This window comes from Streptomyces sp. NPDC096324 (assembly GCF_044763015.1).
GTDB lineage: Bacteria > Actinomycetota > Actinomycetes > Streptomycetales > Streptomycetaceae > Streptomyces.
The window spans coordinates 45,677-62,676 of sequence record NZ_JBIWFK010000003.1 but is presented as its reverse complement, the minus strand read 5'-3'; the positions used below and the strand labels follow the sequence as shown (position 1 = coordinate 62,676).

The window sequence follows — 17,000 nt, the reverse complement described above, 5'->3', positions numbered from 1 at the left end:
GCTGAAGGGACCCCTGACGGCGATGCAGATCCGGCTGACCGTCGTAGACCCGCTGGGCCCGCCCTCGGAACCGCGGGGGCGAGCCGCGGCCTGCGATGTGCTGGTCACCGCGCCCGCCGGGACGGCGCTGGCCGCGGTCGCGTCGGGACTGGCCGCGGCGGTCGGGGGAAGCGGGGGCACCTCACAGGGCGAGCGGGGCCGTGAGTCCGGCGGGGGCCAGATCGTGCTCTACGCGGGCGCGGAGCGGCTGGACGCCCAGCGCTGCACACTCGGCGAGCCGCCGCTGACCGACGGCGCCGTGCTCAGTCTGGGCGCGCCCGCCGAGCCCGGTCCCGACCTGGACGACGTGTCGGCCCAGCTCCATGTGGTCGCGGGACCGGACGCGGGCGGCGTGCACCTGCTGCACGGCGGCCAGATCCGCATCGGCCGCTCCGCGGACGCCGACGTGCCGCTGGACGACCCGGACGTGTCCCGCCTGCACTGCGCGGTCACCGTCACCCCCGAGGGCCGTGTCTCGGTCGCCGACATCGGGTCCACGAACGGCACGACACTCGACGGCTCCCGTGTCGGCGGCCGCCCCGTCCCCTTCACCGCGGGCGCGCTGCTGCGCGTCGGCGAGTCCGCCCTGCGGCTCGCCCCGCCGGGAAACCCGGGCCTCGTGGAGACGGCTCCGGACGGCGAGGGCCATGTGCGGGTGCGGACCGGCTCCGCCGAGGATGCCCGGGCCCGCCCCGGCGGGTTCGCCGGAGACGCTCCCGCCCGGGCGGGCGGGTCGGCCGGTCACGGCACACACGCGGGCGCCTCCGCCACCGCCCAGCACGGCGGGTCCGCCGGTCACGGCACCCCGGCGGGCGCCTCCGGCGCCGCCCGGCCCGGCGGGTTCGCCGCCGGGCACGGCGCCGCGACCGCCGGCGCCACCGCCCGGCCCGGCTCGGCCTCCCCTGGTTCCACCGCCCCCGCGACTCCGGCCGCTTCAGCGCCCTCAGCGACGTCCGCGACCGCCGGCGGCTTCCCGGGGGAAGCCCCACAAGGCACCACCGCCCCCGGACCGGGCGCCTCTCAGCCGCGCGGTGCCGTGCCCCACGCGCGTGGGGAGAGCGCCTCCCTCGCCCAGAGCGGTGGTCTGCCGCCGGCGGGCGAGACGCATCACGCCTACGGGACCGCGGAGTGGGGCGCTTCCGCGGGCGGCGTCCCCGGAGCGCTGGAGCACGGACGGGCCGTGCCCCCGGCGGTGCCGGAACAGGGCCGGGCGCCCCGGATCGAGAGCGGCCCGCGGGGCTCGACGACGGAGGGCCGCGGCTCCGGCACGTCCGCGCGCGAGACGGGCGGGCCCGCGGGCTCCGCCGGCCAGGACGGGACGGGGCCGGTCGACGCGGAGGCTTTCGGCCCCGACGCGTCCGACACCCCTGGTGCAGGCATCCCCTCCGCCCGCACGGGCACGCCCACGCACGGCACGGACATTCCGCCGGGTGCCCGCAGGCGGGGCGGCATCGGCGCGTGGGCCCGGCGTCTGGCGGGCGGCCGCGGAGGACCGTCCCCGGCGCGGGAGACGTACGAGGACGGCGCCGTCGCGGTCGAGGAACTCCTTCCCGCCGTGCGGCGCTCGCCCGAGAGCTGGCCCGATCCGGCGACCCTGCTGCTCACCGCGATGGGCCCCGGTCCCCGGCTGTGGGAACGCGGCCCCGGTCACCCCGAGGCACTGACGGTACGGCTGGGCACGGCCGACCGGACCGCGCCGGACGGCTCGGGCCTGCTGCCCGCCGTGCCGGTGACCGCCGGGCTGCGGGAGGCCGGCTCCCTGGGCCTGGCCGGACCACGGGCGCGGCTGTCCGGGCTGGCCCGCGCGGTCGTCGCGCAGCTCGCCGTGCTGCACTCCCCCGACACCCTGGAGATCGTCCTCATCAGCACCGACCGGACCCGCCCGGTCGAGGAGCGCACCGCCGAGTGGTCCTGGCTCGGCTGGCTCCCCCATCTGCGTCCCGCCCACGGCCAGGACTGCCGTCTGCTCCTCGCCTACGACCGTGAGCAGGCGTCGGCGCGCACGGACGAGCTCCTGCGCCGCCTGGAGGACCACCTGGCGGAGGCGGAGGAGGCACCGCGCGTACGTCGTCCGCTGTCCGGGGGTGCCGGTGCCACGGTTCCGGCCGCCCGGTCCGGGACGCACGACACGGCCGCCGGGCGCGCCGGACACGTCACCCCCTCGGGCGACGGCGGCTCGCCGGGCGCGGCACGAAGGCCGTCCTGGGCGCGGGCCGACGACGTGGACGAGGGGTACGACGGCCCGTACACGGTGGTGATCGTGGACGGGGACCCCGGGGGCGCCGACGTGCGGGAGGGCCTGACGCGCCTCGCGCACGAGGGCTCGCGGGCCGGGATCCATCTGGTGTGCCTCGCCGAGACCGTCGCCGCCTCGCCCGCGTCGCCGGTGACGGAGACCTACGAGGCGGCGTGCGAGGTGTCGTCGGCGTTCCGCGAGTGCGGGGCGGTGGCGTTGCTGAGCGGGGACGTGGCCACGGCGCTGCGGCTGATGCGGGTGGCACCGGGCGGCAGCGGCGAGCGTGCCGAAGCGGCACCGCACGGCGGGCCCGACGGCGGCGGGCGGGGTTCCTCCGGCGCCGCGCACGCCTCGCCGGCGCACTCCGGCACCCGGCACGCGGGAGCCGCTCACACGGGCATCCCGCGCCCGGCGTCCGGCCGGCACACCGGTTCCGGCGGCCGTGCCGACGCCACCGCGTCCCGCACGGGCCGTACGTCCTCCGGCGCCGGGAACCCGTTCCCGCGCGGCCCTGTGGGGCACGGCACCGTCGCCGCCGTGGACGCCGTGTCCCTCGCCTGGGCCGAGCGGTTCGCCCGCTCCCTGGCGCCGCTGCGGACGGACGGCACGACCGGGGACCGGCACACGCGCGTGTCGGCGCCCCTGCCCCAGACGGCCCGTCTGCTCGACGAGTTGGGGCTGGCGCGGGCCACTCCCGCCTCCCTGATGGCGCGTTGGGCGGACGCCGCGGACGACAGCGAGGCGTTCGGCGGGCGGGCGCGGGCGGTGCTCGGCGCCGGCCCGCGCGGACCCGTCGCCGTGGACCTGCCCGTCGAGGGCCCGCATCTGCTGATCGAGGGCCCGCCGGGCAGCGGCCGCACGGAGCTGCTGCGTTCGGTCGCCGCGTCCCTCGCCGCCGCCGAGCGGCCCGACCGGCTCGGGATCGTCCTGATGGACGGACGCGACGGAACCGCGGCCCACGGCGGCGCGGGCGGCGGGGAAGGCCTCCAGGTCTGCACCGACCTGCCACACGTCACCACCCACCTCACGGCCAACGACCCCGTCCGGATGCGGGAGTTCGCCCAGTCGCTGAGCGCCGAGCTGAAGCGGCGGTCCGAACTCCTCGGCCGGCTCGGCTTCGCGGAGTGGCATGCCGGGCGGACGGTCCCCGGCCGGATCGTGGCCCAGCGCTCGGGCGGAAGCTCGTCGGGCGGGACCTCCTCGCTGGGCGCCTCGGACCTCGACACCCCGTCCAGCTCGACGCTGCGGCTGCGGCCCGCCGCCGCGCACCGGCAGACCGAGCCGGGGCCGGCGCTGGCCCGCCTGGTCGTGGTCGTCGACGATCTGGACGCCCTGCTGGCACCGCCACTGGGCTCTCCGGGACGCCCGGCGGCCGGTTCGGTCGTACGGGCGCTGGAGGCCGTCGTCCGGGAGGGCGACCGGCTCGGGGTCCACCTCGTGGCGGCGTCCGGCGCCGACGGCCGTACGGCCGCGTCGGAGCTGACGCGTTCCGCCGCGTTGCGCGTCACCCTGGACGCGCCGTCGCCCGGACCGGAGGAACCGGCCCCCGGGCGGGGCCGGCTGCGGCTCCCCGACGGCCGGGAGATCCCCTTCCAGGGCGGGCGGGTCACGGGACGCATTCCGCGGACGGCGACCCTGCGGCCCACGGTCGTGCCCCTGGAGTGGCACCGCATGGGGGACCCGCCGGCCCGCCGCCCGGTCCGCGAGCTGGGCAACGGCCCGACGGACCTGGCCCTGCTCGCCAGCGCCCTGGAGCGGGCCGCGCGCTCCGTCTCGGCGACCGAGATGCCCTCGCTGCTGTGACCCGCACCCTGAAGACCTGACCGCCACAACCGGCGGCCCGGACACGTAGGCCGTGTCCACAAAGTCGCATCTGCCCGGCGACCGGGCGGACGACGCGACGTTGCGGACACGGCCTGGAGCGGGGCACCCCACCGCCGGAAGACGCCTGACCGCCCCAGCCCCCGGCCCGGACACCCTGATCACCGCGATCCGCGGACGGGGGGCGCGACCACCGGAAGCCGCAGCCGGGGCGCCCTATCCCCGCGACCGGCGACCGGGGCGCCCTGACCGCAGCAGCCGCCGGTCGGGGCGTTCCGGCCCCCTGCACCCGGCGACCGGAACGCCCCGACCGGCGCAGCCCGTACCGGGACGCCCGTGGGGCGGGAATCCGTCACCGGCATCCGCGCACGTCAGGGCGTCGGTGCCGCTCCCGTCTCCGTGCGGTCGCGCGCCGTCGGGGCGCCGCGCGACCGTGACGCGACGTCACGACCCCGTCACGATCGCCCACTTGACACCACCGGCGGTCTTGCCGCCCCCGAGTGGGCAGGCGTAGACCGGAGTGATCCGGGCAGCAGCCGCTTTGACGTTCGACGAAGAACGAAGAACGGGGCAGTGATGCGCAGCATTCCTCAGATACGCAGGTCGCCCGATCACTCCACCCGCCGCTCGCGCGGAGCCGCGCGGGCCGCGGCGGCCGCCCTCGTCGCCGGCGCGCTCACGCTGACGGCGTGCGGTGGCGGCGGCGATGACGACAAGGGAAGCGACGGCGGCAAGGCCACGGAGAGCGGCGGCGCGGGCTCCGTCACCCTGCCCAAGCTCGACGGTGCCACCCTGGAGGTCGCCGCCGTGTGGACCGGGGCGGAACAGGCCAACTTCAAGAAGGTGCTCGCGGAGTTCGAGAAGCGCACCGGCGCGAAGGTCACCTTCGTACCGGCGCAGGACCCGATCATCAACTTCCTCGGTTCGAAGATCGCGGGCGGCGCGCCCCCGGACGTGGCACTGCTCCCCCAGGTAGGCGCGGTGAAGCAGGCCGTCGACAAGGGGTGGGCGAAGCCCGTCGGCCCGGACGCGCAGGCCCAGTTGACGAAGAACTACGCGCAGGGCTGGCAGGACCTCGGCAAGGTCGGCGGCAAGCAGTACGCCGTGTACTACAAGGCCGCCAACAAGTCCCTGGTCTGGTACAACACCAAGGTCTTCGAGAACGCGGGGGCCAAGGAGCCCACGACCTGGAAGGAGTTCCTGGCCACCGCGCACACGATCTACGACTCCGGTGTCACCCCCGTCTCGGTCGGCGGCGCCGACGGCTGGACGCTCACCGACTGGTTCGAGAACGTCTACCTCTCCCAGGCGGGCCCCGAGAAGTACGACCAGCTCGCCCAGCACAAGATCAAGTGGACGGATCCGTCCGTGAAGGACGCCCTGACCACGCTGGCCCAGTTGTGGGGCGACAAGAACCTGATCGCGGGCGGCCCGGACGGCGCGCTCCAGACGGAGTTCCCGGCCTCGGTCACGCAGACGTTCACCGGCGGCGACCAGCCGAAGGCGGGCATGGTCTTCGAGGGCGACTTCGTGGGCGTCAACATCGCGGAGACGAAGGCGAAGATCGGGACGGACGCGAAGGTGTTCCCGTTCCCGGCGGTCGGCGACAAGGCGCCGGTGGTCAGCGGCGGTGACGCGGCCGTCGTCCTGAAGGACTCGAAGGCGGCCCAGGCGCTGCTGACGTTCCTCGCCTCACCGGACGCGGCGACCATCCAGGCCAAGCTCGGCGGCTACCTCTCCCCGAACAGGAACGTGGCCGACTCCGCCTATCCGAACGCCGTCCAGCGGGCCATCGCCAAGGCACTGATCGCGGCGGGCGACGACTTCCGCTTCGACATGTCCGACCAGGCCCCGCAGGCCTTCGGCGGCACGCCCGGCAAGGGCGAGTGGAAGGACCTCCAGGACTTCCTGAAGAACCCGAAGGACGTGGCGGGGGCACAGGCGAAGCTCGAATCGGACGCCGCAGCGGCCTACAAGGGCTGATCCGGACATGACGTCGGCGACGGCCGGAGGCACCGCACCGGTGCCCCCGGCCCGTACACGCAAGAGCGTGACCGGGACCCGCAGGACGGTGGCGGTGCTCTTCCTGCTGCCCGCCCTGGTGCTGCTCGGCGCGCTCGTGGTCTACCCGATCGGGTACTCGGTCGTGCGCAGCTTCTACGACCAACAGGGCGACGGGTTCGCCGGGTTCGACAACTACAAGGCGCTGTTCACCGACGACGGCATCCGCACCGCCCTCAAGAACAACATCATCTGGGTGGTGTTCGCCCCGACGGTCGCGACCGCGCTGGGGCTGATCTTCGCGGTGCTCACCGAACGGGTGCGCTGGGGAACGGCGTTCAAGCTGGTCGTCTTCATGCCGATGGCGATCTCGATGCTCGCCGCCGGCATCATCTTCCGGCTGGTGTACGACCAGGACCCGGACAAGGGCGTCGCGAACGCGGTGTGGGTGGGGGTGCACGACACCTTCGCCCCGGCGTCGGCGTTCCCGAAGGCCCACCCCGGCCGGGAGTCGCCCCTGACGGCCGACAAGGGCGGGTTCGTCACCCGGGACGCCGTGCACACCGGGCAGTCCGTCGCCCTGCCGCTGGTCGGCGTCGCCCCGGACCGGATGCCGGACAGCGCGAGGAAGGCGGTGCGGGCGGCCACGGATCCCGGCAAGGTCACGGGCACGGCCTGGCAGGACTTCACCCGCGGGAAGGGCGTCGGCAGGCTCGGCCAGGTCGACCCGGGCGAGCTGGGCTACTCCGGGATGAGGATCGAGGCGGTCAAGAACGGCGAGGTCGTCGACTCGGCGAAGGTGGCCGACGACGGCACGTTCTCGCTCTCGGGCGCCGCGGACGGAGCGCGGCTGCGGCTGCCGGCGAGCAACTTCGCGGAGCCGTACAACGGGGTCGACTGGCTGGGCCCGTCCCTGGTCACCCCGGCCATCATCGGCTCGTACGTCTGGATGTGGGCGGGCTTCGCGATGGTGCTGATCGCGGCGGGTCTCGCGGGCATACCGCGCGAACTCCTGGAAGCCGCCCGGGTCGACGGGGCGAACGAGTGGCAGGTGTTCCGCCGGGTCACCGTGCCGCTCCTCGCGCCGGTGCTCGCGGTCGTCGCCGTGACCTTGATGATCAATGTGCTGAAGGTCTTCGACCTGGTGTTCATCATCGCGCCCGGCTCCTCCCAGGACGACGCGAACGTGCTGGCCCTGGAGCTGTACCGCAAGGGCTTCTCGGAGGGCAGGCCGGGCGTGGCGAGCGCCATCGCGGTGTTCCTGCTCCTGCTGGTGATCCCGGTGATGGCCTTCAACGTCCGCAGGCTCAGGCGAGAGGTGCGGCGATGACCACACATGCCGGACAGTTGGCGAAGACCGCGCCCGCGTCAGCCGTGAACAGGGCCCGGCCCTCGCTCGGTTCACGGATCGCGAGCGGGCTCGGCGGCGGTGTCGTACGCGTCCTCCTGGTGCTCGTCGGCCTGTTCTGGCTGGTGCCGACGATCGGGCTGCTGCTGTCCTCGCTGCGCAGCCCCGAGGACATGAGCGGCAGCGGCTGGTGGAAAGTGTTCACCGCGCCCTCGCAGCTCACCCTGGACAACTACCAGAGGCTCCTGGAGAACAGCGACATCACCAACTCGCTGCTCAACACGGTGCTGATCACGGTTCCGGCGACCCTGCTGGTCGTCGTGATCGGCTCGCTCGCGGGCTACGCCTTCGCCTGGATGGAGTTCCCCGGCCGCGACTGGTGGTTCCTCGGCGTGGTCGGTCTGCTGGTCGTCCCGGTGCAGGTGGCGCTGATCCCGATCGCCGAACTCTTCGGGAAGATCGGCGTCTTCGGGTCGGTCACCGGCGTGGTCCTCTTCCACGTCGGCTACGGACTGCCCTTCGCGGTGTTCCTGCTGCGGAACTTCTTCGCGGAGATCCCGAGGGAGCTCCTGGAGGCGGCACGACTGGACGGCGCGGGCGAACTGCGCCTGTTCACACGGGTCGTGATGCCGCTCGGCGGTCCCGCGATCGCCTCACTGGGGATCTTCCAGTTCCTGTGGGTGTGGAACGACATGCTGGTCGCGCTGGTGTTCTCCGACTCGGGGAGCCAGCCCATCACGGTCGCTCTCCAGACACAGGTACGCCAGTTCGGCAACAACATCGACGTGCTGGCGCCGGGCGCCTTCATCTCGATGGTGATCCCGCTGGCCGTGTTCTTCGCGTTCCAGCGGCAGTTCGTCTCCGGGGTGATGGCGGGCGCGGTCAAGTAGGCAGGTCGCGGAGGTGCTTGAGGGGCGGGCCGGACACCGGCCCGCCCCTCGGCGTTCACCCCGCGTCCCCCGGATGCCACATCTGGCGTAACCAAGTCACCCCTTCGGCCGTTCCCGGGCAGTATGCCCGCGCCGACCCATGGATGTCCCGTGCCCAGGTTCAGTGTCATCGTCCCCGTGTACAAGGTTCAGGCGTACCTGCACGAGTGCCTTGAATCCGTGCTCGAACAGTCCTGCCCCGATCTCGAACTCATCGCGGTCGACGACTGTTCACCCGACGCCTGCGGGGCGGTCATCGACGAGTTCGCGGCCCGCGACTCCCGTGTGCTGGCCGTGCACCTGCCCGAGAACGTGGGCCTCGGGCGCGCCCGCAACGCCGGTCTCGACCGCGCCACCGGCGACTACCTGATCTTCCTGGACGGCGACGACACGCTCACCCCGGACGCGCTGCGGGCCATCGCCGGCCGGCTGGAGGAGACGGGCGACCCGGACGTCCTGGTGTACGACTACGCGCGGACGTACTGGTCGGGCGAGACCGTCCGGAACCAGGCCGCGGCGCAGCTCACCGAGGAGGGCCCGGCGCCGTTCCGGCTGGACGAACGGCCCGGACTGCTGCGGCTGTTGATGGTGGTGTGGAACAAGGCGTACCGCCGGGAGTTCGTCGAGCGCGCGGGCTTCCGGTTCCCGCCCGGCTACTACGAGGACACGCCCTGGACGTATCCGGCGCTGATGTCCGCCGAGACGATCGCGACCCTCGACCGGGTCTGTGTGCACTACCGCCAGCGGCGCCACGGCAGCATCCTCGGCACCAGCAGCCGTCAGCACTTCGACGTCTTCGAGCAGTACGACCGGGTCTTCGCGCATGTCGCGGCGCACCCGGAGCTGGACCGTTGGCGTCCGGTCCTGTTCCGGCGCATGATCGACCACTTCGCCACGGTGTTCGTGAAGCGGGGCCGGCTGCCGCGCGCGGCCCGGGCCGAGTTCCTGCGCAAGGCCCGTGCGCACTACCGCCGTTACCGTGTCCCGGGCGCTCCGGGCGGTCCGCGCACCCGGCTGCGCCACGTGCTGGTCGGCCTCGGCACGCATCGCACGTACCGTCTGCTGTCCTTCCTGTCGCGGGTGAGGAAGAGAGCCGTGCGGCCGGCCGCCGGGCTGCGGCGCGCGGTGCGCGGCGCCGCGCTCCAGTGCCACTACCGCGTGCAGCTCCGTCTTCCGCTGCGCGCCGACCGGGCCGTCTTCTCCAGCTACTGGGGCCGGGGCCACGGCTGCAACCCGGGCGCCCTGGAGTCCGCGTTCCGCAGCTTCGCGCCGCACATCCGCACCGCGTGGATCGCGCACGCCGAGCACCACCACACGATCCCGGACCGGACGCGGCCGCTGCGTCCGGGCACGGCGGCGTACTGGACGGCACTCGCCCGCTCCAAGTACCTGGTGAACAACGTCAACTTCGACCGGCGGCTGGTCAAGCGGCCCGGCCAGGTCATGATCCAGACGCAACACGGGACCCCGCTCAAGCGGATGGGGCTCGATCTCCAGGACCGGCCGGCCGCCGCGCGCGGCACCGACTTCGCCGAGCTGCTGCGCGGTGCCGACACGTGGGACTACTGCCTGTCCGGCAACCGCCACTCCACGCTCGTCTGGGAGCGCGTCTTCCCCTCCTCGTACACCACGCTGGAGTACGGGCTGCCCCGCAACGACGTCTTCCAGCACGCGACGCCGGCGGACGTGGACCGGCTGCGCGCCTCGCTCGGCATCCCCGCGGGCGCGGTCGCCGTGCTGTACGCGCCCACGTACCGGGACTACCGTCGCAGCCGGCCGCGCACCCTGGACCTGGAGCGGGTACTGCGCGAGCTGGGCCCGCGGTTCGTGGTGCTGGCCCGCGCCCATCACGCCTACGGGGCGCCGCTCACGGAGACGGCGGGCGGCCGGGTCATCGACGTGTCCGGCCATCCGAGTGTCGAGTCGCTGTGCCTCGCCTCGGACGCGCTGGTCACCGACTACTCGTCGCTGATGTTCGACTACGCGGTCCTGGACCGGCCGGTCGTCGTCCTCGCCGACGACTGGGAGGCGTACGAGGCGGCCCGCGGCACCTACTTCGACGTGCGCGCCTTCCCGCCGGGCGCCCTCGCGCGCGGCGAGGACGAGCTGATCGACGTCTTCGCGACCGGGCGGTGGCGCGGCCCGGAGTCGGCCCGGCTGCGGGCCGCGTTCCGCGAGCGGTTCTGCCCCTACGACGACGGGCGGGCCGCCGAACGGGTCGTACGGCATGTGGTGCTCGGCGAGAGCGCCGGACTGCCCCCGTTCGTCCCCCTCGCCGAACGCCGCCCCGCCCCCTCGGCCGAAGCGGCCCTGGCGGGCGTCCCGGCCATCGACCGACCTCTCGTGGGTGTCCCGGGCACCGAGCGGTCGCGCACGGGCGTCCCGGAGTCGAGCCGACCGCTCGGGAGCGTCCCAGGCGCCGAGCGGTCGCCCACGGGCGTCCCGGACTCGGGCCGACCGCTCGTGGGTGTCCCGGATTCCGGCCGACCGCTCGGGGGCGTTCCGGGCGCCGAGCGGACCCTCGTGAGCGTCCCGGACCCCGGCCAGTCGCTCGGGAGCGTCCCGGACCCCGGCCGACCGCTCGCGAGCGTCCCTGAATCCGATCCGCCGCTCGGGGGCGTCCCGGCTCCCGGGGGCGCCGTTCCGTCGACCGAGACCCTCTGAACCGGAGTCCGCGTGCCGTCCAGTCCCTCGCGGCCCACGCCCACCCGGCCCTCCACCTGGCGGCCGGCCGGGCGCCCCGGGAGATGAACTCCCCGTCAGGCGCCCCTTGAGAGAAAGAGCAGAATGCCCCGCTTCAGTGTCATCGTGCCCACCTTCGAAGTCGCCGGGCACCTGGCCCGCGCGCTGGACTCGGTCCTGGCCCAGTCCTTCGGCGACTTCGAGCTGATCCCGGTCTGCGACGAGCCGGACTCCCCGGCCGCGGCGGTCGCCGCCGCGTACGCGGACCGGGACTCCCGGGTGGTCCCGGTCCATTCGCCGCCGTCGGGCGGACTGGGCGCGGCGCGCAACGCCGGGACCGCGGCGGCGAAGGGCGCGTACCTGCTCTTCCTCGACGGCGACGACGAACTGGTGCCGGGCGCCCTGGACGCCCTCGACGCGGGTCTCCCGGCCGGCCTGGACGTCCTCTACTTCGGGCATCAGCGGGTGCACTGGTGGGAGGGCGAGCCGAGCACGCCCCCGCTCGACAAGGCCCCGGAGGTCCTCGGCGTACACGTTCCGGCGTGGAGCGCCGTGTACCGCCGCGGCTTCGTCGCCGAGCACGAACTCGCCTTCCCCGAAGGGCATTACACGGACACGGGCTGGGGCGGCCTGGTGACGGTGGCGGCCGAGCGGCCGGCGGTGCTGCGGACGGTCTGCGTACGGCATCACCTGCGCCGTCAGGGCAGTCGGCTCAACGCCCCGGGCGAGCACCACTTCGACCTCCTCGACCAGGTCGAGCGGGTCCTCGTCCACGCCGCACGGCGGACCCTGCCCGCGGCCCGGTCGAAGGCGCTGTTCGGCCAGCTCTTCTCCCAGGTCCTGAAGACGGCCGCGCACCCGGCCCGGGTGCCCGCGCGCCGCCGCCGGGCCTTCTTCCGCCGGGCGGGCAAGCTCTACCGGCGGCACCGTCCGGCCGGGTTCCGGACTCCTGCGGGCAGTCTCGGGGTGCAGCACCTGCTGCTCGCGGCGGGCGCGTACAGCGCGTTCCGCGCGCTGCGCGGCACGAACCGGGCCGTCTCCGGTGTGCTGCGCCGGGTGCCCCGGGGGCGGACCCTGCGCACCCGGGCGCGCTACGCCCTCCAGCTCCGCCGTCCCCTCGACGAGAACCTCGCGGTGTACTGCGCGTACTGGGGCCGGGGTTACGCCTGCAATCCGGCGGCGATCCACGCCAAGGCGCGCGAACTCGCCCCGCACGTCCGGTCGGTGTTCCTGGTCGAGCCGGAGGCCGTCGACGCGCTGCCGAAGGACGTCGAGCACGCGGTGATCGGCAGCCGGCGCGCCTGGGAGGTGCTGGCCCGTGCCAAGTACCTGGTCAACAACGCCAACTTCGCGGACGGTGTGGTCAAACGCCCCGGCAGCGTGCACCTCCAGACCCAGCACGGCACACCGCTGAAGAAGATGGGTGTCGACCAGTCGACGTTCCCGGTGGTGGCCGCCGCGACCGGCAGCTTCACCAAGCTGCTGGCCCGGGTGGACCGCTGGGACTACAACCTCTCCTCCAACCGGCACTCCACCCAGATGTGGGAACGGGCCTTCCCGGGCGGCTACGAGGCGCTGGAGTACGGCTATCCGCGCAACGACGTCTACTGCACGGCGTCCGCCGAGGACGTGGCCCGGGTCCGCGAACGGCTCGGGGTGCCCGAGGGCCGGACGGCGCTGCTGTACGCGCCCACGCACCGCGACCACAGCACCGGCTTCGAGTCCCGGCTGGACCTGGAGGCCTTCTGCGAGGCGATCGGCGAGCGGTTCGTCGTCCTGCTGCGCGCCCACTACTTCTACGACGAGGGCCGTGGGCGCGGCAGCGGACGGATCATCGACGTGACCGGGCACCGGTCCTCCGAGGACGTCTGTCTGGCCGCCGACGCGCTGATCACGGACTACTCGTCGATCATGTTCGACTACGCCAACCTCGACCGGCCGGTCGTCGTGTACGCGGACGACTGGGAGGTCTACCGGGAGACCCGGGGCGTCTACTTCGACGTGATGGAGGAGCCGCCGGGCCGGGTGGCGCGCACCCCGGACGAGCTGGCCGCGCTGTTCACCGACGGCTCCTACGCGGATCCGGCCGCCGCCGCGCTGCGGGCCCGCTTCCGTGAGCGCTTCTGCCAGTTCGACGACGGCAGGGCCGCCGAGCGGGTGGTGCGCAGGGTGCTGCTGGGCGAGTCCCCCGAGACGATCCCGCCCGTCCTGCCGCTCGCCGAACGCGTCCCGGCTCCCGCCGCGTCCACCCTCGTAAGGAGCTGACGTGCCCCGCTTCAGCATCATCGTCCCCGTCTTCAAGGTGCAGGGCTTTCTGCGCGAGTGTCTCGACTCGGTCCTGGAGCAGTCGTACACGGACATCGAGGTCATCGCCGTCGACGACTGTTCCCCGGACGGCTGCGGCGAGATCCTCGACGAGTACGCGGCCCGCGATCCCCGGGTACGGGTGCTGCACCTGCCGGAGAACGTGGGCCTCGGCCGCGCCCGCAACGCCGGGATGCCGCTCGCCGGCGGCGACTACCTCTTCTTCCTCGACAGCGACGACACCCTCACACCGGGCGCGCTGCGCGCCGTCGCCGACCGCCTGGACGAGACGGCCGACCCGGATGTGCTGGTCTTCGACTACGCGCGCACCTATTGGTGGGGCGGCACCCGCAGGAACGTGCTCGCGCGGGTCCTCGCGGAGGCCGGCCCCGGCACCTTCTCCGCGGCCGAACACCCGGAGATCCTCGATCTGTTGATGGTGGTGTGGAACAAGGTCTACCGCCGCGCGTTCGTGGAGCGGGAGGGCTTCGCCTTCCCGCCGGGGTACTACGAGGACACGCCCTGGACGTTCCCGGTGATGCTCAGCGCGGAGCGGATCGCGGCCCTGGACCGGATCTGTCTGGCCTACCGCCAGCGCAGGCAGGGCAACATCCTGTCCACCACCAGCCGCAAGCACTTCGACATCCACGACCAGTACGAGCGGGTCTTCGCGTTCGTCGGCTCCCGGCCGGAACTCGCGCACTGGCGCCCTTACCTGCACCGCAAGATGGGCGAGCACTGCCTCGACATCCTCTCCAAGGAGGACCGGCTGCCCGAGGAGGACAAGGCCGAGTTCTTCCGGCTGACGGCCGCGCTGTTCCGCAGGCACGGGAGCGGTCCCGTCCCGGCCGAACTGCGGCTCCTGGAAGGCGGTTTCACCCGCTACCGGGTACGGCGGCAGGCGGACCGCGCGGGGCGGGAACTGGCCCGGCGCGCACAGCAGGGCCGCCGGGCCGTCGCCGCGCGGGTCAAGCACGGCTGGTCCGCGGTGCACGGACACCGGCCGCTGGACCCGCGTCTGGCGGTGTACTCGGCGTTCTCGCACCGGGGGGTGCTCGGCGATCCTGCCGCGGTGTACGCCGCCGCGCGCGAACTCGCCCCGCACGTACGCGGGGTGTGGGTGGTGCGTGACGAGGAGCAGGCGGCGCTGCTGCCGCCGGACACCGAGCACGTCCTGCTCGACTCGCTCGCCTACCGCCGGATCACCGCGCGGGCCACGTACTTCGTGAACAACGTCAACTGGCCCGGCTCGCTGGTCAAGCGGCCCGGCAGCGTCCACGTCCACACCCACCAGGGCACCCCGCTGAAGTACATGGCCGCGGACCTGCTGCACAAGCCGGGCGCGCGGCACGGCGTCGACGTGCCGCAGATGCTGCGCCGCGCCGACCGCTGGGACTACAGCCTGGTCGCCAACCGGCACTCGGAGCTGGTCTGGGACCGTGCCTACCCCTGCCACTTCACCTCGCTGCGCAGCGGCAGCCCCCGCAACGACGTCCTGGTGCGGGCCCGGACCGAGGACGGGGAGGCGGCCCGCGCGCGCCTCGGGATCCCGGCCGGGAACCGGGTGGTGCTGTACGCGCCGACGCGCCGCGAGTACGTCCGCGGCGGGCACGCCGAACGTCTCGACCTGACCGCGTTCGCGGACGGCCTCGGCGCGGACCACACCCTGGTCGTACGGCTGCATCCCTCGCTCGCGGACGGCCCGGCGCGCGGAATGGGGCTGGCCGAGCTGCACCGGCGCGGTGTCGTGGTCGACGCGACCGACGAGCCGTGCGTCGAGGACGTGATGCTGGCCTCCGACGCCCTGGTGACCGACTACTCGGCCCTCATGTTCGACTACGCCAACCTCGACCGGCCGATCGTGCTCCTCGCCGACGACTGGGGCGCGTACGCGGCGAGCCGGGGCGCCTACTTCGACATCACGGCCGATGCTCCGGGACATGTCGCCTTCTCTCAGCGGGAGTTGGCGGAACTGTTCGCGTCGGAGGCCTGGCGGGACGGGGAGTCGGAGCGGCTGCGGGCCGGATTCCGGTCACGGTTCTGCGAGTTCGACGACGGCAGGGCCGCGGAGCGGGTGGTGCGCACGCTGATGCTCGGCGAGCGGCTCGTACCGCCGTCGACGATCGCCGCCCTGCCCGCCCAGGCGGGCCACGACGTCCTCGCGTCGTCATGAGCGCCGCCTCGGACGGCCCCGCGACCGACACGGCGACCGACACGGCGACCGGCGTCCCGGGCGGCCGCGGTGCCGCGCCCGGAGCCGCGCGGCCCCGTCGGTTCCGGGCGCGGGTCCCGCGTTCGGCCCGTGGCCGGGTGATCCTGATCGCCGTCGTCTTCGCGGTCCTCCAGCTCGCCAACGTCACCAACCGGGACACCCCGGACACCAAGAACTATCTGACTTACGCGCTGGACCTGAGCGGCTACGGCAAGCAGGAGGCCGCCGCGCTGACGATCGACTACGTGTGCGCGGGCAAGGCGTCCGTGGCCCGGCGCAACCAGGCCGTCGACGTGGTGCGCTTCCATCGGGCGAGTCCGACCCGGCGGGTCGTCGCCGAGTGCCGGCGCGAGCAGTGGCGGGGCCTGTCCGCGCGGCTGGCGGCCGAGCCGACGACGGGACACACGGTGCCGTTCATGCCGCCCCGATTCATGCGGATCTTCGAGGCGCGGCCGGGATATCCGGTGCTTCTGGTTCCCTTCGTCACGCTGCTGGGGGTGACCTGGGGCCTGTGGGCCTCGGCCGTCGTCGTGACGGTGGCCGGGGGCGTCCTCCTCTTCCTCCTCCTGCGCACCCTGGGCACCTCCACCGGCGCGGCCCTGACCGGGCAGGCCCTCTACTACGTCCTGCCGTGCGGTACGACGGCGATGCGCCCGATGACCGAGGGCCTGATGATGGCCGTGACCCTCGCGGCCCTGTGGGGCTGCGCGCTGGTCCTGGAGGACCGGGCGCGGGCCGGGACCTGGCTGGTCGGCGGCTGTCTGGCGGTCCTGTTCACGGTGAAGCACTCGCAGGCGCTGTTCCTCGGGCTGTGTCTGGGCGCCTCCTGCGCGGTGCTCCTGGCGCGGCGGCGCCGGTGGGACGGGCCGCTGCGGACGCTGGGCGCGGTGGCGGGCTGCGGCGTGCTGGCCACCCTGCTGCTCGCGAAGGTCCTGCACTACCCGTCCCAGTCGGAGAGCGTGCAGGATCTGCTCACCGGGCATTACGCGCGTCCCGACCGCGTCCATCCGTGGCCGGAGTTCCTCCATCTGGAGGCGGCCTTCTGGATCGAGTGGACGCGCCGCCAGTTGTGGGAGCCGCTGTTCCTCGCGGCCGTGGTGGCGGCCGGGTGGGGGGCGCTGCGCAGGCATCGGGCCTTCGCCGTGTTCCTGCTGGCGGCGGCGGGCACCGGGGTGCTCAACCAGGCCGCGCACCCCGACATCAACGTCTGGGGCGACCGGCTGATCGTGCTGCTGTGGCTGCTGCCGGCGGTGGGCCTGCCCCTACTGCTGGACACGGTCACCCGCCCGGGCACCCGGCTGCCCGGCGGTCTGGTTCCGGGGCACAGGCGGAGGGAGTCCGAGGTCGCTCGATGAGGTGATCAAGGGCTAGGCCGCCGATCGCGGCGGGCATATAGGGCAGATGCCGGAAACCGCCGCTCCCTGTTCC

Annotated in this window: 8 protein-coding genes; all 8 read left to right on the top strand. The window is 73.8% G+C overall.

Annotation, left to right across the window (positions count from 1 at the left end; translation table 11 throughout):
* Window positions 1–22 precede the first annotated feature (22 nt).
* The 8 genes from ACIQ7M_RS07700 (at window position 23) to ACIQ7M_RS07665 (ending at window position 16,927) form a co-directional block, all read left to right on the top strand.
* Complete coding sequence (locus ACIQ7M_RS07700) at window positions 23–4,078, top strand: FHA domain-containing protein (protein WP_403642181.1); 4,056 nt, start codon at window positions 23–25, stop codon at window positions 4,076–4,078.
* Window positions 4,079–4,672: 594 nt separating this feature from the next.
* Entirely contained in the window at window positions 4,673–6,079 is a 1,407-nt protein-coding gene (locus tag ACIQ7M_RS07695; RefSeq protein ID WP_403641042.1) for an ABC transporter substrate-binding protein, read from the top strand.
* A gap of 7 nt (window positions 6,080–6,086) precedes the next feature.
* Entirely contained in the window at window positions 6,087–7,427 is a 1,341-nt protein-coding gene (locus tag ACIQ7M_RS07690) for a carbohydrate ABC transporter permease (RefSeq protein WP_403641038.1), read from the top strand.
* Window positions 7,424–8,335 carry a carbohydrate ABC transporter permease gene (locus ACIQ7M_RS07685; protein ID WP_355770413.1) on the top strand — a complete coding sequence of 304 codons (912 nt, stop codon included), beginning with the start codon at window positions 7,424–7,426 and terminating at the stop codon, window positions 8,333–8,335. The genes ACIQ7M_RS07690 and ACIQ7M_RS07685 overlap by 4 nt, the downstream gene beginning before the upstream one ends.
* Before the next feature lie 150 nt (window positions 8,336–8,485).
* Window positions 8,486–11,038: a CDP-glycerol glycerophosphotransferase family protein gene (locus ACIQ7M_RS07680; RefSeq protein WP_403641034.1), complete on the top strand. Its 2,553-nt coding sequence runs from the start codon at window positions 8,486–8,488 to the stop codon at window positions 11,036–11,038.
* A gap of 123 nt (window positions 11,039–11,161) precedes the next feature.
* Window positions 11,162–13,321 carry a CDP-glycerol glycerophosphotransferase family protein gene (locus tag ACIQ7M_RS07675; RefSeq protein WP_403641031.1) on the top strand — a complete coding sequence of 720 codons (2,160 nt, stop codon included), beginning with the start codon at window positions 11,162–11,164 and terminating at the stop codon, window positions 13,319–13,321.
* A 1-nt stretch (window position 13,322) separates the two neighbouring features.
* Window positions 13,323–15,533 carry a CDP-glycerol glycerophosphotransferase family protein gene (locus ACIQ7M_RS07670; RefSeq protein WP_403641028.1) on the top strand — a complete coding sequence of 737 codons (2,211 nt, stop codon included), beginning with the start codon at window positions 13,323–13,325 and terminating at the stop codon, window positions 15,531–15,533.
* Complete coding sequence (locus tag ACIQ7M_RS07665; protein ID WP_403641025.1) at window positions 15,530–16,927, top strand: hypothetical protein; 1,398 nt, start codon at window positions 15,530–15,532, stop codon at window positions 16,925–16,927. Before ACIQ7M_RS07670 ends, ACIQ7M_RS07665 begins: the two co-directional genes overlap by 4 nt.
* The last annotated feature ends 73 nt before the right edge of the window (window positions 16,928–17,000 follow it).